20 protein-coding genes are annotated in these 17,025 nt (G+C 72.0%); 10 read left to right on the forward strand and 10 right to left on the reverse strand.

The window, feature by feature from the left end:
• Positions 1–4: 4 nt before the first annotated feature.
• The 3 genes from kdpA to CYAGR_RS15020 all read right to left on the reverse strand — a co-directional run bounded on the left by kdpA (position 5) and on the right by CYAGR_RS15020 (position 2,863).
• A complete protein-coding gene (gene kdpA, locus CYAGR_RS15010; protein WP_015110694.1) occupies positions 5–1,675 on the reverse strand; it encodes a potassium-transporting ATPase subunit KdpA in 1,671 nt (556 codons plus the stop codon).
• A gap of 104 nt (positions 1,676–1,779) precedes the next feature.
• Positions 1,780–2,196, reverse strand: a complete 417-nt coding sequence (locus CYAGR_RS15015; protein ID WP_015110695.1) for a hypothetical protein — start codon at positions 2,194–2,196, stop codon at positions 1,780–1,782.
• Positions 2,197–2,248: 52 nt separating this feature from the next.
• Positions 2,249–2,863 carry a TetR/AcrR family transcriptional regulator gene (locus CYAGR_RS15020; protein ID WP_015110696.1) on the reverse strand — a complete coding sequence of 205 codons (615 nt, stop codon included), beginning with the start codon at positions 2,861–2,863 and terminating at the stop codon, positions 2,249–2,251.
• Positions 2,864–2,983: 120 nt separating this feature from the next.
• Here CYAGR_RS15020 and CYAGR_RS15025 point away from each other — a divergent pair, with 120 nt between their 5' ends.
• Together CYAGR_RS15025 and CYAGR_RS15030 are read left to right on the forward strand one after the other, a co-directional pair.
• Positions 2,984–3,589, forward strand: coding sequence for a glutathione S-transferase family protein (locus CYAGR_RS15025; protein WP_015110697.1), 606 nt, complete (start codon positions 2,984–2,986; stop codon positions 3,587–3,589).
• A 15-nt stretch (positions 3,590–3,604) separates the two neighbouring features.
• Positions 3,605–4,210 carry a pyridoxamine 5'-phosphate oxidase family protein gene (locus tag CYAGR_RS15030; protein WP_015110698.1) on the forward strand — a complete coding sequence of 202 codons (606 nt, stop codon included), beginning with the start codon at positions 3,605–3,607 and terminating at the stop codon, positions 4,208–4,210.
• Here CYAGR_RS15030 and CYAGR_RS15035 read toward each other — a convergent pair.
• From CYAGR_RS15035 to CYAGR_RS15045, 3 genes are read right to left on the reverse strand one after another with little or no spacing between them, the layout of a single operon-like run.
• On the reverse strand, positions 4,205–4,582 hold the full coding sequence (locus CYAGR_RS15035) for a cupin domain-containing protein (protein WP_015110699.1): 378 nt from the start codon (positions 4,580–4,582) through the stop codon (positions 4,205–4,207). The genes CYAGR_RS15030 and CYAGR_RS15035 overlap by 6 nt on opposite strands.
• Positions 4,579–5,193, reverse strand: coding sequence for an alpha/beta fold hydrolase (locus tag CYAGR_RS15040; RefSeq protein ID WP_015110700.1), 615 nt, complete (start codon positions 5,191–5,193; stop codon positions 4,579–4,581). The genes CYAGR_RS15035 and CYAGR_RS15040 overlap by 4 nt, the downstream gene beginning before the upstream one ends.
• A complete protein-coding gene (locus CYAGR_RS15045; RefSeq protein ID WP_015110701.1) occupies positions 5,190–6,182 on the reverse strand; it encodes an SDR family NAD(P)-dependent oxidoreductase in 993 nt (330 codons plus the stop codon). The genes CYAGR_RS15040 and CYAGR_RS15045 overlap by 4 nt, the downstream gene beginning before the upstream one ends.
• Positions 6,183–6,280: 98 nt before the next feature.
• On the opposite strand from CYAGR_RS15045, the gene CYAGR_RS18585 reads away from it, so the two are divergent.
• Positions 6,281–6,394 carry a twin-arginine translocation signal domain-containing protein gene (locus tag CYAGR_RS18585; protein WP_156818490.1) on the forward strand — a complete coding sequence of 38 codons (114 nt, stop codon included), beginning with the start codon at positions 6,281–6,283 and terminating at the stop codon, positions 6,392–6,394.
• A gap of 45 nt (positions 6,395–6,439) precedes the next feature.
• Here CYAGR_RS18585 and CYAGR_RS15050 read toward each other — a convergent pair whose 3' ends face one another.
• A complete protein-coding gene (locus CYAGR_RS15050; protein WP_015110702.1) occupies positions 6,440–7,597 on the reverse strand; it encodes a hypothetical protein in 1,158 nt (385 codons plus the stop codon).
• Between the two features lie 101 nt (positions 7,598–7,698).
• On the opposite strand from CYAGR_RS15050, the gene CYAGR_RS15055 reads away from it, so the two are divergent.
• On the forward strand, positions 7,699–8,220 hold the full coding sequence (locus CYAGR_RS15055; RefSeq protein ID WP_015110703.1) for a WbuC family cupin fold metalloprotein: 522 nt from the start codon (positions 7,699–7,701) through the stop codon (positions 8,218–8,220).
• A 48-nt stretch (positions 8,221–8,268) separates the two neighbouring features.
• On the opposite strand, the gene CYAGR_RS15060 is transcribed toward CYAGR_RS15055, so the two are convergent.
• Positions 8,269–8,856: a DciA family protein gene (locus CYAGR_RS15060; RefSeq protein ID WP_015110704.1), complete on the reverse strand. Its 588-nt coding sequence runs from the start codon at positions 8,854–8,856 to the stop codon at positions 8,269–8,271.
• Between the two features lie 129 nt (positions 8,857–8,985).
• Between CYAGR_RS15060 and CYAGR_RS15065 the strand changes: the two genes are divergently transcribed.
• The 6 genes from CYAGR_RS15065 (at position 8,986) to CYAGR_RS15090 (ending at position 14,656) form a co-directional block, all read left to right on the forward strand.
• Positions 8,986–10,047 carry a lipase family protein gene (locus CYAGR_RS15065; RefSeq protein WP_015110705.1) on the forward strand — a complete coding sequence of 354 codons (1,062 nt, stop codon included), beginning with the start codon at positions 8,986–8,988 and terminating at the stop codon, positions 10,045–10,047.
• A gap of 101 nt (positions 10,048–10,148) precedes the next feature.
• Positions 10,149–10,922 (forward strand): PspA/IM30 family protein, encoded by a 774-nt coding sequence (locus CYAGR_RS15070; protein WP_015110706.1) that lies wholly within the window; start codon positions 10,149–10,151, stop codon positions 10,920–10,922.
• Positions 10,923–10,957: 35 nt separating this feature from the next.
• The gene (locus tag CYAGR_RS15075) at positions 10,958–11,308 is read left to right on the forward strand and encodes a thioredoxin family protein (protein ID WP_015110707.1); all 351 of its coding nucleotides are present in this window, start codon (positions 10,958–10,960) and stop codon (positions 11,306–11,308) included.
• On the forward strand, positions 11,295–12,506 hold the full coding sequence (locus CYAGR_RS15080; RefSeq protein ID WP_015110708.1) for an aminotransferase class I/II-fold pyridoxal phosphate-dependent enzyme: 1,212 nt from the start codon (positions 11,295–11,297) through the stop codon (positions 12,504–12,506). The genes CYAGR_RS15075 and CYAGR_RS15080 overlap by 14 nt, the downstream gene beginning before the upstream one ends.
• Positions 12,503–13,318 (forward strand): biotin--[acetyl-CoA-carboxylase] ligase, encoded by an 816-nt coding sequence (locus CYAGR_RS15085; RefSeq protein WP_015110709.1) that lies wholly within the window; start codon positions 12,503–12,505, stop codon positions 13,316–13,318. The genes CYAGR_RS15080 and CYAGR_RS15085 overlap by 4 nt, the downstream gene beginning before the upstream one ends.
• A 78-nt stretch (positions 13,319–13,396) precedes the next feature.
• Positions 13,397–14,656: a M23 family metallopeptidase gene (locus tag CYAGR_RS15090; RefSeq protein ID WP_015110710.1), complete on the forward strand. Its 1,260-nt coding sequence runs from the start codon at positions 13,397–13,399 to the stop codon at positions 14,654–14,656.
• Between the two features lie 7 nt (positions 14,657–14,663).
• Here CYAGR_RS15090 and CYAGR_RS15095 read toward each other — a convergent pair whose 3' ends face one another.
• Both CYAGR_RS15095 and CYAGR_RS15100 read right to left on the reverse strand, forming a co-directional pair.
• Positions 14,664–15,347, reverse strand: a complete 684-nt coding sequence (locus CYAGR_RS15095; protein WP_015110711.1) for an ABC transporter ATP-binding protein — start codon at positions 15,345–15,347, stop codon at positions 14,664–14,666.
• 31 nt (positions 15,348–15,378) lie between these two features.
• Positions 15,379–16,920, reverse strand: coding sequence for an NAD(P)H-quinone oxidoreductase subunit N (locus CYAGR_RS15100; RefSeq protein ID WP_156818651.1), 1,542 nt, complete (start codon positions 16,918–16,920; stop codon positions 15,379–15,381).
• Positions 16,921–17,025: the final 105 nt, after the last annotated feature.

Consider the following 17,025-nt stretch of genomic DNA (forward strand, 5'->3'; position numbering starts at 1 on the left):
CGAATCAGGTGGCGAGGAGCAGGGCGTCGGCGATCGGCCCGAGGGCGAGCACGGGGAAGAAAGTCAGGGCACCGAGGATCAGCAGCACCACCGCCAGCACCACCGTGAACAGGCTGGTGTCGGTGGCGAGGGTGCCCGGACCCGGCGGCAGCGCAGGCTTACGGGCGTAGCCGTCGGCGAGCAGCACCAGGGCGGCGATCGGCAGGTAGCGGCCCCCCAGCAGGCTGAGGCTGGTGCTGAGGTTCCACCAGACGCTGCCGTCCCCCAGGCCCTCCATGCCGCTGCCGTTGTTGGCCGCCGCCGAGGCGTACTCGTAGACCACCTGGCTGATGCCGTGGGGCCCGGGGTTGCTGATCCCCGCCAGCTCCGTCGCTCCGGCCATGGTCAGGGCCGCGGGCAGCAGCACGAACACCGGGTGGATCAGCAGGATCAGGCTGCTCCACACCACCTCCGCCTTCTCCACCTTGCGGCCCAGGAATTCCGGGGTGCGGCCCACCATCAGGCCGGTGAGGAACACCGCCAGCACCATGAACACCAACAGGTAGGCGATGCCGGTGCCCTGGCCGCCGAAGACCACCTGCAGGAACAGGTTGAACAGGGCCACCAGGTTGGAGAGCGGCAGCAGCGAATCCATGGCGCCGTTGACCGCCCCCGTCATCGAGCCGGTGGTGAGGACGGCCCAGAACGCCGTCAGCCCGGCGCCGAAGCGCAGCTCCTTGCCCTCCAGGTTCGCTCCGCTGATCCAGGCCGCCAGTGCCGGGTTGCCCCCCTGCTCGGCGGCCATCGCCAAGGCGGACCCGATGGCCAGCAGCGCCGTGACCAGCAGCAGCAGCAGTGTGCTCTGGCGGCGATTGCCCAGAAAGCGCCCGAAGGCGTCGATGCTGGCGGCCGGGATGGCCAGCATCGCCCAGCAACTCAGCAGGTTGGTGAAGCCGTCGGGGTTCTCGAAGGGGTGGGCGGAGTTGGCCCCGTAGAAGCCGCCGCCGTTCTCACCCAGCTGCTTGATGGCCTCGAACAGGGCCACCGGGCCGCGGATCAGCAGCTGGCTGCCCCCCTCCAGGGTGGTGATCCGCAGGGGATCGGCCAGGGTCATCGGTACGCCGCAGAACAGCAGCGGCACGGCGAGCAGCAGGCTGCCGGGGATCAGCACCCGGGTGAGGGAGCGCACCAGCTGGCGATGGAAGTTGCCCAGGGGCAGGCCGCACAGGCCGCGCACCACCGCAAAGCCCACCGCCAGGCCGCTGGCCGCCGAGACGAACATCAGGAACTGGATCACCCCCAGCTGGGCGAAGGTGCCCAGGGTCTGCTCAGGCACGACGTGCTGCTGGTCGGTGTTGGTGAGGAAGGAGAGGCTGGTGTGCAGGGCCAGGTCCCAGCGCAGGCCCGGCCAGCCCAGGGGGTTGAGCCAGGCGGGCTGGAAGGCCAGCAGCAGGAAGGCCAGGCCGCCGAAGCAGGCGTTGGCGACCAGGAAGGGCTGCAGGTAGGCCCAGGCGGTGGCCGCCGGCTGGCCCCGGTCCCCGATCCAGCGCAGCAGGGCCGTCTCCAGCGGCAGCAGCCAGGGGTCCCAGCCGGGCTGGGGGCGGTCATCAAAGACCTGCCAGAGGTGGCGGCCCAGGGGGAAGGCCGTCAGCACCGCCACCGTCAGGGTGAGGGCGGCCAGAAACCAGGGGAGCATCGAAGGGCTGTCCTGTGGTGGCGACCACCCTCCCGCCAGCGGGGCGGCCGCCGCAACTGACGAAAGGCAGGGGTGGGGGCCCAGCTGGAGCAACTGCGGCCGCTTCAGGCGCCGCCGCAGCGGTGCTGGCTGTCCGGCAGGGTCCAGGTGCCGCCGGTGCGTAGATTGCGGGCCCGATAGACGCGGCCGCGCCCGTCGCCGCGGGGAGCCCCGCTGCAATCCGGCACGAAGGTCAGACAGAGTTCCACCGGATCCCCTGCCCGGCTGCCGTGGATCGCCGGCACCATGTCGTAGGAGACCTGGTAGCCCCCGTTGGTGTAGCTGACGGCGGAGCCGGAGCCGGCGATGGGGATCTGCACGCCGTTGGCGTCAGCGGCACTCAGCCGGTAGTGGATCTCCCGGATGAAGGTCGGACGGCACTCGCCGAGGCGGCGGGGCAGGGGCGCGGCGGGGGCGGGGGTGACCGGCAGCAACAAGGCGGCCGCCAGCAGGGCCGGCCAGCGGCGGCAGTTCCTGGCCATCAGCGCAACGGTCCTGGCGGTCCCCCGGTTGTAGGGCGCCCGCCGCGGCCTGTCAGCGGTGGCCCCCGCCGGCCCGGCCCATTCGCAGGGCGGAAGCCAGCAGGGCTTCGGCGGCCCGCCGGGCATCGGCGCCGGCCAGGGGAGTCCGCTGCAGGAAGGCCACCACCAGGGCGCCTTCGAACAGCAGCTGCAGCTGGCGGGCCAGACCATCGGGGTCGGCGACGGCGAGGTCGCGGCAGAGCCCTTCCAGCAGGCCGCGGCACTCCCCCTTGAAGGCCTCGGCCGCCTGCCGGGGCAGATCCTCCGCAGCGGGGTACTCGCTGGCGGCCTTGATGAACAGGCAGCCATGGAACTGCGGCGAGCGCACCGCCTGCTCGAGCCAGTCGAACACCGCCAGCAGGCGCGTCCCGGGGTCCTCCGGCGCCGCGGCGATTCGCTCGGCGAGCCCTGCGGCGATGGCGTTGCCGCGGCGTTCCAGCACGGCGGCGATCAGCTCCTCCTTGGATCGGAAGTGCTTGTAGAGGGTCATCTTGGCCACGCCGGCCTCAGCCAGCACCGTGTCGATGCCCACGGCCCGGTAGCCCTGGCGGGCGAAGAGCCCTTCGGCCGTGTCCAGCAGCGCGTCCCGCTTGGCGGAGGACCTGGTGGTGGCGCCGCTCGCTGGCATGGAGTCCGCTGCAGTCCGACCAATCTAGTGAGTAGACAGAAAGGTCTGCTACCTTTAGATGCGCAGACCGGTCTGTCTACTCAGGCCGCTCGCATCCCCGGCCCCCACCCCCTCGCCCCGATGCTCAAGCTCCACGGCCACGAACTCTCCGGCAACAGCTACAAGGTGCGCCTGCTCCTGGAACTGCTCGGGCTCGACTACGACTGGGTCCGCGTCGATCTGATGGCCGGCGAGCACAAGGGGGAGGCGTTCCTCGCCATCAATCCCTTCGGCCAGGTGCCCGTGCTTCAGGAGGACGGCATCACGCTCTCCGACGCCCAGGCGATCCTCTTCTTTCTGGCGGCCCGCCAGGGGGACGGACGGTGGCTGCCCGCCGATCCCCTGGGCCAGGCCCGGGTGGTGCGCTGGCTCTCCACCGCGGCCGGTGAGGTGCGCCAGGGGCCGGAAAGCGCCCGGCTGCACCATCTGTTCGGCGTCAAGGCGATTCCGATCGAGCGGGCCACCGAGAAGGCCGGCTTCCTCCTCGACCAGCTGGAGCGGCACCTGACCCCGCGGCTGTGGCTGGAGTTCGAGCGCCCCACCATCGCCGACATCGCCGTCTTCCCCTACGTAGCCCTCGCCCCGGACGGCGGCATCGATCTGGCCCCCTACCCCCGGGTGCGGGACTGGATCGGGCGGATCAAGGCGCTGCCGGGCTACGTGCCCATGAAGGGCCTGGAGGCCTGAGCGGAGCCATCCCCCATGAGCCAGCACTACCTGCATCGCCATCTCACCCCCGCCGTGGGCGAGGCCCAGCTCCAGGCCTATGGCCAGAGCCAGGGCGTGCCCCCGGCCGCGGCGTCCGATCGCCTCAGTGCCAGGGAGATCGCCTTCATCAGCGCCCGCGACAGCTTCTATCTGGCCAGCCTCACCGAAGCGGGTGCCCCCTACCTGCAGCACCGGGGCGGGCCGGTGGGCTTCCTGCGGGTGCTCGACGAGCGCACCCTGGGGTTCGCCGATTACGGCGGCAATCGCCAGTTGCTCACCGCGGGCCATCTGCGCCGCGATCCGCGGGTGGCGCTGTTCCTGATGGATTACCCAGCCCGTCGCCGCCTCAAGATCGACGGGGAAGCGGAGGTGGTGCCCCTCGCTGATGCTCCTCAGCTGGCGGAGCAGCTGGGACCGCAGGCGGCAGGGGAAGTGGAGCGTCTGTTCCGCATCCGGGTCGAGGCCTTCGACTGGAACTGTCCGCAGTTCATCACGCCGCGGTTCACTGCAGCGGAGCTGGAAGCCCGGCTGCGGCCGCTGCATGAGCGGATCGCTGAGCTGGAGGAAGAGCTCCATGGGCAGCGCCGACTTCGCTCATGACGCCCCTTCTCCGCCGCGCTGGGGAAAGGACACATCCAGCACCAGGCAGCCCTCGTCGCTGCGAAAAGGGCCATGCACCTCCCCCGGCGGCCGGCTGGCGTAGTGCCCCGTCTCCAGCCACAGCCCAAAGGCCCCATCGAACAGGCGCCCGCTGACGATGAAGATCTCCTCGGGGAAGGGGTGGGCCTTGCCCCCGAAGGCGGCGGTGTCGGCACCGGGCAGGAAGCGGGTGAGACGGGTGATCTCCCCGGTGGCCGGATCCTCGCTGAGCACCAGTTCCTGCACCTGGCCCTCCAGCCCCTCCAGCCAGCGCCAGCGATGGGCCTGCTCCGGCACCAGCGGATTCCAGTAGGTGCAGGTGGTCTTGCTCATGGTGGGGTGAGGTGGGCGTCGACCAGGGGCGCCAGCCGCCCGGCGTGATGCCGGCCGAGATCATGGTCGCCGCCGTTGATCACGTGCAGACGGGCATCGGGCAACAACATGGCTAGACGCTCCCCGGCGGCCACCGGGCTGAACGGGTCGGCATCGCCCCACAGCAGCAGCGTGGGTGCCGTGACTTCCGCGAGGCGCCCGGAGAGGTCCGTCGTTTCCGTGGCGAACCAGTCGGGGAGGTGGGACAGGCTGGTGCGGAAGCCCCCCCGCCAGTCGGCGGCCCCCAGCTCGGCCATCGGCAGGCCGCCGGAGGTGGCGCAGAGCACCAGGTGCGTCACCCACCGGGGCCGGGCCAGGGCGGCCTGCAGGGCCAGGACCCCGCCCATCGACTGGGCGATCAGGGCGCAGGGGCGATCCAGCGGCTCCAGCACCAGGGCCAGCAGATCCTCGAATCCCTGGACCCCCGGCCGGGGCGGGGTGTCGCCGAAGCCCGGCCAGCCCAGGTGCCGCCGCTCGGCGGCGCAGGCCAGCCGCTGCTCCAGGGGACGCCAGAAGGCCGTGTCGCCCGAGGCGCCGGGGAGGAACAGCAGCCGCTCGGGCAGTCCCCTCAAGGCTGATCGGCCTCCACGCCCACCAGGGCCGCACTCGCCTCCCAGAGTCGCCGGGCCAGATCAGGGTCCTGGCCTTCGGGGCTGGTGGCGGTGGCCTCAAACACATGCCGTCCTGGAGCCGTGACGCGGTTGCGGAGGTGGGTGAAGCCGCCGGTGGCGTAGGCGTCATCGACGGCCAGGGCGGCCAGCAGGACACCGGCGTTCTCGACGCTTTCGGTGAGGCGCAGCAGCGAGCGCGCCAGGAGGGCGAACAGCCGCTGCCCCAGCTCGTTGGACTGGCGGCTGTAGCGCCAGAAGCCGCCCGTGCTGGTGGGCGGGATCACCAGCCCCGGGCTCCAGGCGATCACCGGAGCGGGCGTTCCCTGGGCCTCCAGCCGCCGGGCAAACTCCCGGGCGAACAGGACGTTGCAGAGCTTGCTGTCCTTGTAGGCCTTGTCGGCGTTGAAGCGGTCACCGTTCACCATCGTGGTGCGCTGGCCCGGCACCAGGCCCGCCAGCTCACCGAGCCCCGCCGGGGCCCCCACCTTGCCCCCCGCGGTGGCCGGGTCGTGCACCTCGCTGGCGGTGACCACCAGCCGGGGGGATCGACCTGCCGCGAGCAAGGGCCAGAGCTGGTGGGCCAGCAGGACATGGCCCAGATGGTTCACCCCGAAGCTGAGCTCATGGCCCTGGGCGGTGCGGCGCGGCTCGGCGGCGCCGGCGTACTGCAGGCCGGCATTGAGCACCAGGGTGTCGATGGGGGTCCCCCGGGCCCGCAGGGCGGCGCCGCAGGCCCGCACGCTCTCCAGATCCGCCAGGTCGCACACCGCGGTGGCGGGGGGTGTGCCGGCGCCGGCCCGCTCCAGCACCCGGCGACCGGCCGCCTCGGCGCTGGCCCGGTCCCGGCATGGCAGGGTGAGCCGGTGGCCGGCCCGGCAGAGGATCACCGCCGCCTCGAAGCCGATGCCCGAGTTACCGCCGGTGAGGAGGATGTGGCGCGCTGCAGCCAAGGGCGGACTCCTGGGGGTGCCGGAAGGGTGCCGAGCGGGGAAAGGCTACGGACCCTTGGCCCTCGGCCGGCGGCTGCGGCCCTACCAGAGTGACCCCTGTGGTCCGACCCCCCCGACGGGTCTTCCTGGCGCTGGCGACGGCCGCGGGCCTGGCGGCGGCCATCGGCGCCGGGGGTGTGAACCAGCTCCGCCAGCAGCGACGGGGCTGGTGACGGCAGCGTCCTGGCCGGCGATCCGGCCGACACGGGTGCCACTGATCAGAACAGCTTGAACAGGTTGAAGCCCCCACCTTTGGGGGCAGGCTCCTCCTGGCCTGCGCCGGAGCCCGGATCAAGGCGCTCCATGCCGTCCCCCAGCAGCCGGGTGGCGGTGGAGCGGCGCTCCAGGCTGAGCCGCCAGGCGGGGCTGCCCTGGGGGCTGCTCAGCAGCAGCGTGTCGCCGTAGGCGGTGAAGGTCACCATCGCCGCCCCCATGGCCGCCATGGCCTGGGCGCTCACCGCGCAGGTGGTCCGCTCCGGGGCCAGCAGCACGCCGCGCTGCACCAGCCGGACCGCTTCCGGGGCCCGCAAGGCATCCGGCACGCCGCTGTCGGCCATGGGCAGCTCGCTGGAGGTCCACATCACGATGTCGCCCTCCTGGCGACCCATGCCCGTGGCCGTCGCCTGGTAGCCGAGGGCGGTGGGGATGGCCGGCCAGCTCAGCCGCTGGGCGCTGCCGGCCGGGGTGCTCGTCAGCTTCACCGGGGCCAGGAAGTCGTGGCCGCTGCCCACCTGGAAGCGGATCTCCGGGGCGTAGTTGCCGGCCACCACATGGGTCCCCACCAGGGAGGCCTGTTGCGGCACGGCCGGCGCCTCCTCGCCCGCCGGCCAGCGGCCTGTCGTGCCCGCGGGCCCGGCGGCGGTTCCCAGCCGCTTCAGGCCCGACAGCGCCTGGCGTCGCTGCTCCTTGGACAGTCCCTGCATGGTGATGATCTCGGGCTGGCCGGCGCCGGCGCTCTCGGCGCAGCCGCGGAAGATCAGCAGCCGGCCCTTGGCCTCGGGGATGTCCTCCTCCTTCCACTCCCGGCCGGGCTGTCCAGGGCTATCGGTGCCGCTCTTCAGCGGCAGGGCCGTCCCCATCGCCATGGCCGCCGGGATACGGTGCTCCGCCGTGGGGTTGGCGGCGGTCTGCGGGGACTGCAGCCGCAGCTCCAGCTGGCGACTGGTGGCGCCTATCGCCGGCCGGCCCCCCAGCATCATCTGCAGCATGCCGGCACCGCCCATCGCCCCCATCCCGGCCGTGGTGGTGGCCTCGATCGTGTAGGTGGCGATCGGCGTCGCCGGCCTGGCCCCCGGTTGGGCAGCCGCCGCCAGGGACGGCAGGACCTGGTCGGTGCCGAGCAGAAGAACGAGCGGTGCGGCCGCCTGCCAGGACATCCGCGGACCAGCACCCATGACGTCCATGCCGTTGGAGGGACGCACAATCTATGGGCCGCCGCCCCGGACAGGTAGACAGCGGGGCGCCCGCCGACCCTGCGATGGACTCCCCCGCCCCGTCCCCTCTCCAGCGCATCGACCAGGACCTCTTCGATGCGGTGGCCGCCGCCGCCGCCGACTCCCCCCGCCGGCGCCGCAACCACAACTTCCACGCCCCCACCGACCGGGTGCAGCGGTTTCTCAATGTGCTGCAGCCCGGCACCTACGTGCGGCCCCATCGCCACCGGCGTGCGCAGCCCGGCGAGGGTTTCGAGTGCTTCCTCGTGCTGCAGGGGGCGGTGGGGCTGCTGCTGCTCGATGCCAAGGGGCGGGTGCTGCAGCGGGAGCGGATCAGCGCCGCAGGCCCCCTGCGCGGCATCGAGCTGGCCGAGGGCGTCATCCACACCCTGGTGGCCCTCTCGCCCGATGCCGTGATGATGGAGATCAAGCAGGGGCCCTACGAGCCCGCCGCCGACAAGGACTTCCTGGCTGGATTCCCCCTTGAGGGAAGCGAGGCCGCAGCGGAGCAGGAGGCGGCCTGGCGGACCCTGTTCGGGGCCGGCGACGACCACCCCCTACCCTGAGCGCCCGGCCCCTCGCCGTGAATCACGCCGGAGTCCGGGGCGGGGGGATCAGGCCAGATCGGCGCGGCGGCAGAAGCTGCAGTGGCCCCAGCGGGCCATCTCGCCGGCCGGCGCCGGCCGGCCGCAGGCGGGGCAGTCGGCCAGGCCGTGCACGTCGCAGCGGCTGGGATGGACGGCCCACACCTCCGCCTCGCTGAGGCTCCCCGGCGTGGCGGGGGCGCCGGGGTGGTGCTGCTGCACCCGCACGTCCCGGACGCTGAAGCCGGCGCCGCGCAGCGAGCCCAGCAACTGGTGGCGGTTGTACTGGAGGGCCTGCAGCCAGGGCCCCGGCGCCGCGCCCACCGTGAGCAGCCCCCCCTGCAGCTGCAGGGGACGGCAGTGGGGGGCCAGCTGGGGCCCGGCGATCCGCGGCCAGTCCCGCCACAGGGCGGCCAGATGGCCCTCGCGGCGCCAGTCCTGCTGGAGGCTGTCCAGGCAGCTGGCCAGGGCACTGGCCGGTGGCCGGGCGGGTGCCATCAGCAGCGCGACGTTGCCCACCTGCCGCGTCTGCACCGCCTCGACGCGCTGGCGGCGAGAGCCGCCGCGCGAACCGCTGCGGTCGGTGGAGCGGCGCTGGCGGGACCCGGAAGGCTCCATGAACCCACGGTAAGCGGTGCATCGGCTGGTGATCGCAACCGGTTGGCGGGTTGACGGGTTGGCGGGTTGACGGGGCGGGCAGCTGGGCAAGGCTGAGGACCGGAGAACCTTCATCCCCGGGGCAGCGCCATGGCCGGCTACTTCGACGACCCCACCCTGATCCGCCAGGTCCCGGTCCTGCGCGCCGCCTACTCCGACCGCACCGCCTGGCTGCTGGCGGAGATCGCCCGGCTGGTCTACGAGAAGCTGCCCGCCGAGATCAGGGTCGACGCGCTGGTGCACCGGATCCTCGAATCGGCCCGCAGCCAGCGGGGAGAGGCGGTGGTGCGGGCCCTGGTGGCGGCTGCCATCGAGAACGGCCAGACGGTGGACGGGGTGGTGGTGTCGGCGCTGGAGACGGCCGGCTTCGAACTGCTCGAGGGCATCGCCGTGCAGGGAAGCGAAGCGATCCTGGTCCGCCTCAGCCTCCCCTCCGGTCGGGGACCCGACGCCATGCTGGTGCTGGCCTTCAGCGGCACCCAGGTTTCCAGCATCCATGACATCAGTGCCGATCTGCGGGCCCACCTGGTGGCGGCCCCCGGCGGCGGCCGGGCCCACGCAGGTTTTCTTGCCGCCTTCGACAAGGTGCGCGCCCCCCTGGAGGCCGCCCTGGCCCGCCATCCGGGGGTTCCCCTTTACATCACCGGCCATTCCCTCGGCGGCGCCCTGGCCCTGGTGGCCACCCGCTACCTCGGCTCCGACAGCACCGGTGCCACCTACACCTTCGGCTCCCCCCGGGCCGGCGACGACGATTTCTTCGCCCCGATCCGGACACCCATCTACCGGATCGTGAACGCCGCCGACGGGGTGACGCGCATCCCCTTCGGCTACAGCCTGCTGATCCTGCTGAGTCTGATCCGGCTGATTCCGATCAACGGCACCTTCCGGATCGCCGAGTTCCTGCGCCGGAACTTCTTCGGCTACACCCATGCCGGCAGCATCGTGTTCCTCTCCGACGCCGCCAACATCCCGGACGATCAGCAGATCCCCTTCCGGGATCTGAAGGTGGTGATGAGCCCGGAGGCGTTCTGGCGCTTCTGCGTCGTGGTGCGTCGGTTCCTCCTCACCAGGGGCAAGGCGGTGGTCGCCGACCATTCCATGGGCGACTACGCCCTCAAGCTGCAGGCCCACGCCCGGCGCCGCAAAACCTGAGCGCCGCAGGCCCGGGTGTGGGTGCGGCAATCCGCTGATCGGCGGGGAAGACCGGATGGCAGGTTCTGGCTACTCTCAATTCCTGCACTGGCCCCGCCTCCATGGGTTTCTTCGATCGGCTGAGCCGTCTTCTGCGCGCCAACCTCAACGACCTGGTGAGCAAGGCGGAGGATCCGGCCAAGATCCTCGACCAGTCCGTGGCCGACATGCAGGCTGACCTGGTCAAGCTGCGCCAGGCCGTGGCCACGGCCATTGCCAGCCAGAAGCGGCTGCAGAACCAGGCCGAGCAGGCCGAGGCCCAGGCCCGCACCTGGTACGAGCGCGCCGAGCTGGCTCTGAAGAAGGGGGAGGAGGATCTGGCCCGCGAGTCCCTCTCCCGCCGCAAGACCTACACCGACACCGCCACCGCCCTCAACGCCCAGATCAACGGCCAGGCGTCCCAGGTCGAGACCCTCAAGCGCAGCCTCACCGCCCTCGAGGGCAAGATTGCCGAGGCCAAGACCAAGAAGGACATGCTCAAGGCCCGCGCCCAGGCGGCCCAGGCCCAGGAGCAGCTCCAGAACGCCGTGGGCAACCTGAGCACCAACAGCTCCATGGCGGCCTTCGACCAGATGGAGGAGAAGGTGCTCAACATGGAGGCCCGCAGCCAGGCCGCCGCCGAGCTGGCCGGTGCCGACCTGGAAAGCCAGTTCGCGGCCCTGGAGGGCAGCAACGTGGACGAGGAACTGGCGGCCCTCAAGAACCGTCTCGAAGGCGGCAAGACCCCCATCGCCCTGCCCATGGAGGGAGGCCCCGCCCCCCAGCTGGAGCCGGTGAAGGTGGCCGAGGTGAATGCCGAGCTCGAGGAACTGCGCCAGTCCATCGACAAGCTCTGAATTCATACAATCGGGTCACCGCTCCCCCCAACGCCGTGCCCGCCGACGTCGACTCCCCCGTCCTCGACCTCACCGATGCCAACTTCCAGGCCTCGGTCCTCGAGGTTCCGGGACCGGTGCTGGTGGATGTCTGGGCCCCCTGGTGCGGCCCCTGCCGGCTGATGGCCCCCCTGATGACCTGGGCCGCCACGGCCTATGCCGACGCCCCCGGCGGTGCTCTCACCGTCGGCAAGCTGGAGGCCGACCCCAACCCCATCAGCCGCGACAGCCTCAAGGTGCAGGGCCTGCCCACCCTGGTCCTGTTCCGCGGCGGCCAGGAACTGGCCCGCCACGAAGGTGCCATGGCCCAGTCCCAGCTGAAGGCTTTCCTGGATGCCCATCTCTGAGCGCCTGTCGCGGCTCGGCAACGGCGTCTTCGCCCGCAACGACCAGCGCAAGGCCGCCTACAGCGCCCGGGCCGCCGCCGGTCACGGCCCGGACGCTTCTCTCCTCCCGCCGCTGCTGGATCTGTCCCTCGGCTCCACCGACCTGCAGCCGCCGGCCGTGGCCCTCGAGGCCATCGCCGCCGGCCTGAGCCGGCCCGAGAGCGCCTCCTACTGCCTCCATGCCGCCACCCTGCCCTTCCGGGAGGCGGTGGCGGCCTGGGCGTGGCGCCGTTTCGACGTGGCGGTGGATCCCCAGAAGGAGGTGCTGCTGCTGGTGGGCTCCCAGGAGGGCACGGCCCATCTGCCGCTGGCGGTGCTCAACCCCGGCGATCGGGCCCTGCTGCTCGACCCCTACTACCCCTCCCACATGGGGGGACTGCACCTGGCCAGCGCCGAACCGGTGCTGCTGCCCCTCGACGCCGACGCCGGCTGGCGGCCCGATTTCGACCGCCTGTCCCCCAGCCAGTGGCAGGACCTCTCGCTGATGGTGCTGGGGTTCCCCCACAACCCCACGGCCACCACCGGTACCCAGGCCTGGCTGGATGGGGCGGTGGAGCGGGCCCTGCGCCACGACGTGGTCCTGGCCCACGACAACCCCTACGTGGATCTGGCCCTGGAGGGGGAGGCCCCCGCGCTGCTGCGCCATCCCGACTGGCGCCGCTGCGGCATCGAGTTCTTCTCCTTCTCCAAGAGCTGGTGCCTCGGCGGCTACCGGCTCGCCTTCGCCATCGGTGCTGAGGATCTGATCACCGCCCTGCGTCAGCTCAAGGGGGTGGTGGATTTCAACCAGTCCCTGGCCCTGCAGGCCGGTGCGATCGCCGCCCTGGAGCAGGCCCCCGAGTGGCCCGAGCAGCTGCGCGGCGTTTACCGCGAGCGCCGCGACCGCATGGCCGCCGCCCTCGAGGCCCAGGGCTGGCCGGTGCGCCTGCCGTCGATGGCGCTCTACCTGTGGCTGCAGATCCCCGCTGTGGCGCGGGAGCGGGGTCTGGATTCGGAACGGTTCTGCGCCGCCCTGCTGGAGGGCACCGGCGTCTGCCTCACCCCCGGCAACGGCTTCGGCCCCGGCGGCGAGGGCTGGCAGCGGCTGGCCCTGGTGCACCCGGCCGGCGAGCTGGAGGCCGGTGCGGCCCGCATCGGCGACTGGCTCCGGCGGTTTTGATCGGCGCGATCGGGGCCCGGCGGCGCCAGCACCCCCCGGCGGCCACGGAGGCCCCTCTGGAGCATGCCCCACTGGAGCTGGCCCCCTGGCGGCTCCGGTGGCTGCCGGTGTGCGCCAGCACCGAAACGGAACTGGACCGCTGGCTGGCCCAGGATCCGCGACTGGCCGGCGACGTGCCGCTGCCGGCCCCCCGGGCCGTGATCGCCCGCCGGCAGCGCTTCGGCCGCGGCCAGCAGGGCCGGCCCTGGTGCTCCCCGGCCGGGGGGGTCTGGCTGAGTGCGGCCCTGCCCTGGCCGGCGGCGGCGGCGACGGCCGCGGCCCCCGGCCTGGCCGTGGCGGTCGGGCTCTGCCTGCGGCTGGAGGCCCGGGGGCTGCCGGTGCGGCTCAAGTGGCCCAACGATCTGCTGCTGCCCGGTGTGACTGGTGGCCGGCCCCGGAAGCTGGCGGGCCTGCTGCCCCGCCTGCGGCTGCGGGGGGGCACCTGCCGCTGGGCCCGGATGGGCGTGGGGCTCAACGTCGCCAACCGGGCGCCCGAGGGTGCCGTGGCCCTGGCGGAGCTGCTGGGAGCCGGCCTCGCCGATCCCCTGCTCTGGTGCGGGGAGGTGCTGGCGGCCCTGGAGTGGGCCATGGCCTGGGCCGGGCGGCCCCAGGAGGTCTGCCGGCAGGCGGAGCGGCGCCTGCATCGGCCCGATGGCCCGATCCACCTCGATAGCATCGACTGGCGGATCGCCGGGCTGGCGGCCGACGGCGGCCTGCGCCTGGTGCATGGCTCCGCCGAGCGGGTGCTGCACCGCGGCTTTGGCGCCGGATGAACACCCCCCGTACACTGTCCTTCGGCAATCCCGGCGCCGGGTCGTCCCCCTGCACGCCCACCGGTGTCCCTTCCTGACATGGCTTCCCAGCCCCTCACCGTCCTGACGGCGCTCGGTGCCGGCGCCACGGCCTCCTGGCTGGCCATGCCGCTGGTGCTGGCCCAGGCCGTTCCCGCCCTCGAGCCGACGGACCAGCCGGCCCCGGCACCGACGTCGGTGCAGCGTCCCTCGGTGCGGATCGCGGCGCCGGTGACCCGCCCCGAGTTCCAGGCGCCGGTCCAGCCCCTGGCCCCCCCGCCCCCGGTCACCGGGGAAGCCCCCCCGGCCACCCTGCGGCCCGGAGCGGCGGAGCGCCGGCCGGAGCCTCCCCGCCGCTTCGACGCCTCCCTCGATGCCCTGGTGCGGGAGGGGGTCGTCACCCCCGCCGAGCGGGTGCGGGTGCGCGGCTCGCTGCTGTCGCCCCAGGAGGCCGCCACCCGCAGTAGGGCCTGCAAGGCCGGCGCCCTCTCGGCCCAGGAGTGCAGCAGCGGCGTGATCATCATCGGCCGCGGCCGCAAGGATGGCCTCAGCGACGGACTGGGCGAGGGGGATCTGGTGGCCGGCGGCCGCGGTGCCGGTTTCGGCGGCTTCGGCTTCGGCGCCTCCCCCCTGCCGCCGATCACCGTGCCCGTCAGCGCCCTGCTCACCGGCGCCGGCGGCAGCTTCCGCCTCACCGACGTGTTCCGCGTCACTCCCCGGCCCGCCCCGATCCTCGGCAACGGCAACCAGCGGCTGCTCTTCCCCCTGATCGGCTCGGCCGTCACCACCAGCGGCTTCGGCTATCGCCTGCATCCGGTTCTGGGCAGCTGGCTGATGCACGCCGGCCGTGATCTGGCGGCGCCCGAGGGCACACCGGTGGTGGCCGCCCTCTCCGGGCGTGTCGTCAGCAGCGGCCTGGCCGGCGGCTACGGCCTGGCGGTGGAAATCGAGCACGACCGACCCAGACGCCGCACCCTCTACGGCCACCTCTCCGAGCTCTACGTCAAGGACGGCGAGATGGTGCGTCAGGGCGAGGTGATCGGCCGGGTCGGCAGCACGGGCCTGAGCACCGGTCCCCACCTGCATTTTGAGCTGCGCCTGCCCCAGGACGGCGGCTGGGTGGCCACCGATCCCGGCGATCTCGATCCGGGCGGCGGCCTGTTCGCCGGCCTGGCCGGAGCCGACGGCAGCGGCCCCACCGACGCGGTCGCCCTGCTGATGGGTCAGCTGATCGCCACCCTCGAGCGTCCCCGCTCCCCCCTGCCCCTGCCCGGGGAGAGGTTGAGCGTGCCCCCCGCCGCCCGTCCGGCGCCGGGCTGAGGGCCGCTCAGGCGCTGACGCGGCCGTCGCGAAAGTGCACCACCCGGTCGGCCCTTGCGCCGACTTCGGTTTCATGGGTCACCAGCAGGATGGTGATCCCCTGGGCATTGAGATCGCCGAACAGACTCAGCACCTCCTCGGTGGTGTGGGAGTCGAGGGCACCGGTGGGCTCGTCGGCCAGCAGCATGGCCGGATCGTTGATGATCGCCCGGGCCAGGGCCACCCGCTGCTGCTGGCCCCCGGAGAGCTGGTTGGGCTTGTTCTCCAGGCGGTGGGAGAGGCCCACCCGGTCGAGGGCCGCCAGGGCCCGCCGCCGCCGCTCCTCCTTGGGCACGCGGGCATAGATCATCGGCAGCATCACGTTGTCGATCGCGCTCAGCTGGGGCAGCAGGTGGAACTGCTGGAAGACGAAGCCCAGCTGCTGATTGCGCAGGTCGGCCAGCTCGTCGTCATCGAGGCTGTCCACATCGGTGCCGTTGAGCCGGTAGCTCCCGGAGCTGGGGCGGTCCAGGCAGCCAAGGATGTTCATCGCCGTGCTCTTGCCGGAGCCGCTGGCCCCCATCACCGCCAGATAGTCGCCCTTCTGGACGGTCAGCGACAGGTCGTCGAGGGCGCGCACCTCGGTGTCGCCGCTGCCGTAGATCTTCGACACGTGGACCAGTTCGGCCACCGGTGGGGGGAGGGACTCCATGGCCGCCAGGCTAGGGAAATCTGATCCCGACTCAGCCCAGCGGGGCGATGGCCGTGGCGGCGATGGCCTGCTGCAGGATCGGCGTGCCGGCGACGGTGGAGCTGGCCCAGTCGAACAGGGGGCTGGAAAGCACCCCGCCCACGGCGGTGATCACCACGCAGCCCACCAGGGCGGCCCGCAGGGGCTGCATGCCGGCCAGGTTCCAGGTGATGGCCGGGTAGGCCTTGACCACGTCGGAGGCCTCCTGAGGTTCCTTCACCACCATCATCTTGATCACCGAGATGTAGTAGTAGATCGACACCACCGAGGTGACCAGACCCACCACGACGAGCAGGTACTGGTGGTCGGCCCAGCCGGCGAAAAAGAGGTAGATCTTGCCGAAAAAGCCCAGCATCGGCGGGATGCCGCCGAGGGAGAGCAGACAGAGACTCAGCCCCAGAGTGATCAGAGGATCCTTCTGATAGAGCCCGGCATAGTCGGCGATGCGGTCGCTGCCGGTGCGGAGCGAGAAGAGGATGATGCAGGCGAAAGCGCCCAGGTTCATGAACAGATAGGCGGCCATGTAGAGGACCATCGCCGAGAACCCGTCCTCGGTGCCGCACACCAGGCCGATCATCACGAAGCCGGCCTGGCCGATGGAGCTGTAGGCCAGCATCCGCTTCATGGAGGTCTGGGCGAGGGCAACGACGTTGCCGAGCACCATGCTCAGCACCGCCAGCACGGTGAACAGGAACTTCCACTGGGCATCGAAGCTCTCGAAGCAGCCCACCAGCAGTCGCACCGCCAGGGCGAAGCCGGCCGCCTTCGAGCCCACCGACAGGAAGGCCACCACCGGGGTGGGGGAGCCCTCATAGACATCGGGTGTCCACTGGTGGAAAGGCACGGCGGCGATCTTGAAGGCCACGGTGGCCAGCACGAACACCAGGGCCAGGGCGGTGATCGGCGAGGCGCTGGTCTGCAGGGCCAAGCCGATGGTGGCCAGGCTGGTGGCACCGCCGCTGAGGCCGTAGAGCAGGGAGGCGCCGTAGAGGAACACCGCCGCGGCAGCCGATCCCACGAGCAGATACTTCAGGGCCGCCTCGGAACTGCGGGCATCCCGCTTCATGTAGCCCGCCAGCAGGTAACTGGCGACCGAGAGGGTTTCCAGGGAGATGAAGATGCTCACCAGATCGGTGGAGCCGCACAGGAACATGGCCCCAAGGGTGGCGGCCAGCAGGATGGCGGCGTATTCGCCCATCGGTGTGCCGCTGCGCTCCACATAGCGCCAGCTCAGCAGCAGGGAGATCAAGGTGGAGGCGGCCACCACCGCCCGGAAGGCAATGGCCAGGTTGTCGGCCAGGAAGGAGCCGAGGAAGGAGGGCTCCAGCGGACTGTTCCACTGCAGGGCCAGCAGCACCAGGGAGGCGCCCAGACCGCCGTAGCAGATGGGCGGCACCCAGCGGCTGGCGGCCTTCTCGCCGGCCAGGTCGACGACCAGACACACGACCAGGGTCAGCAGCACGGCCGCTTCCGGAGCGATCGCCCCGGCGTTTAGCTGCAGGGCCAAAGCGCCGGTGCCCAGACCCGAAGCGATGGCATCGGCGGCGGAAGCGGCGGTGGTGGCGGCAGGGGTGACGGAGCTCGCTGCTGCCAGAAACAGGTCGGCCACAGGGTTCGGGTAGGCGCGCGATGTGGCGGA

The sequence above is a fragment of the Cyanobium gracile PCC 6307 genome, from assembly GCF_000316515.1.
Taxonomy (GTDB): domain Bacteria; phylum Cyanobacteriota; class Cyanobacteriia; order PCC-6307; family Cyanobiaceae; genus Cyanobium; species Cyanobium gracile.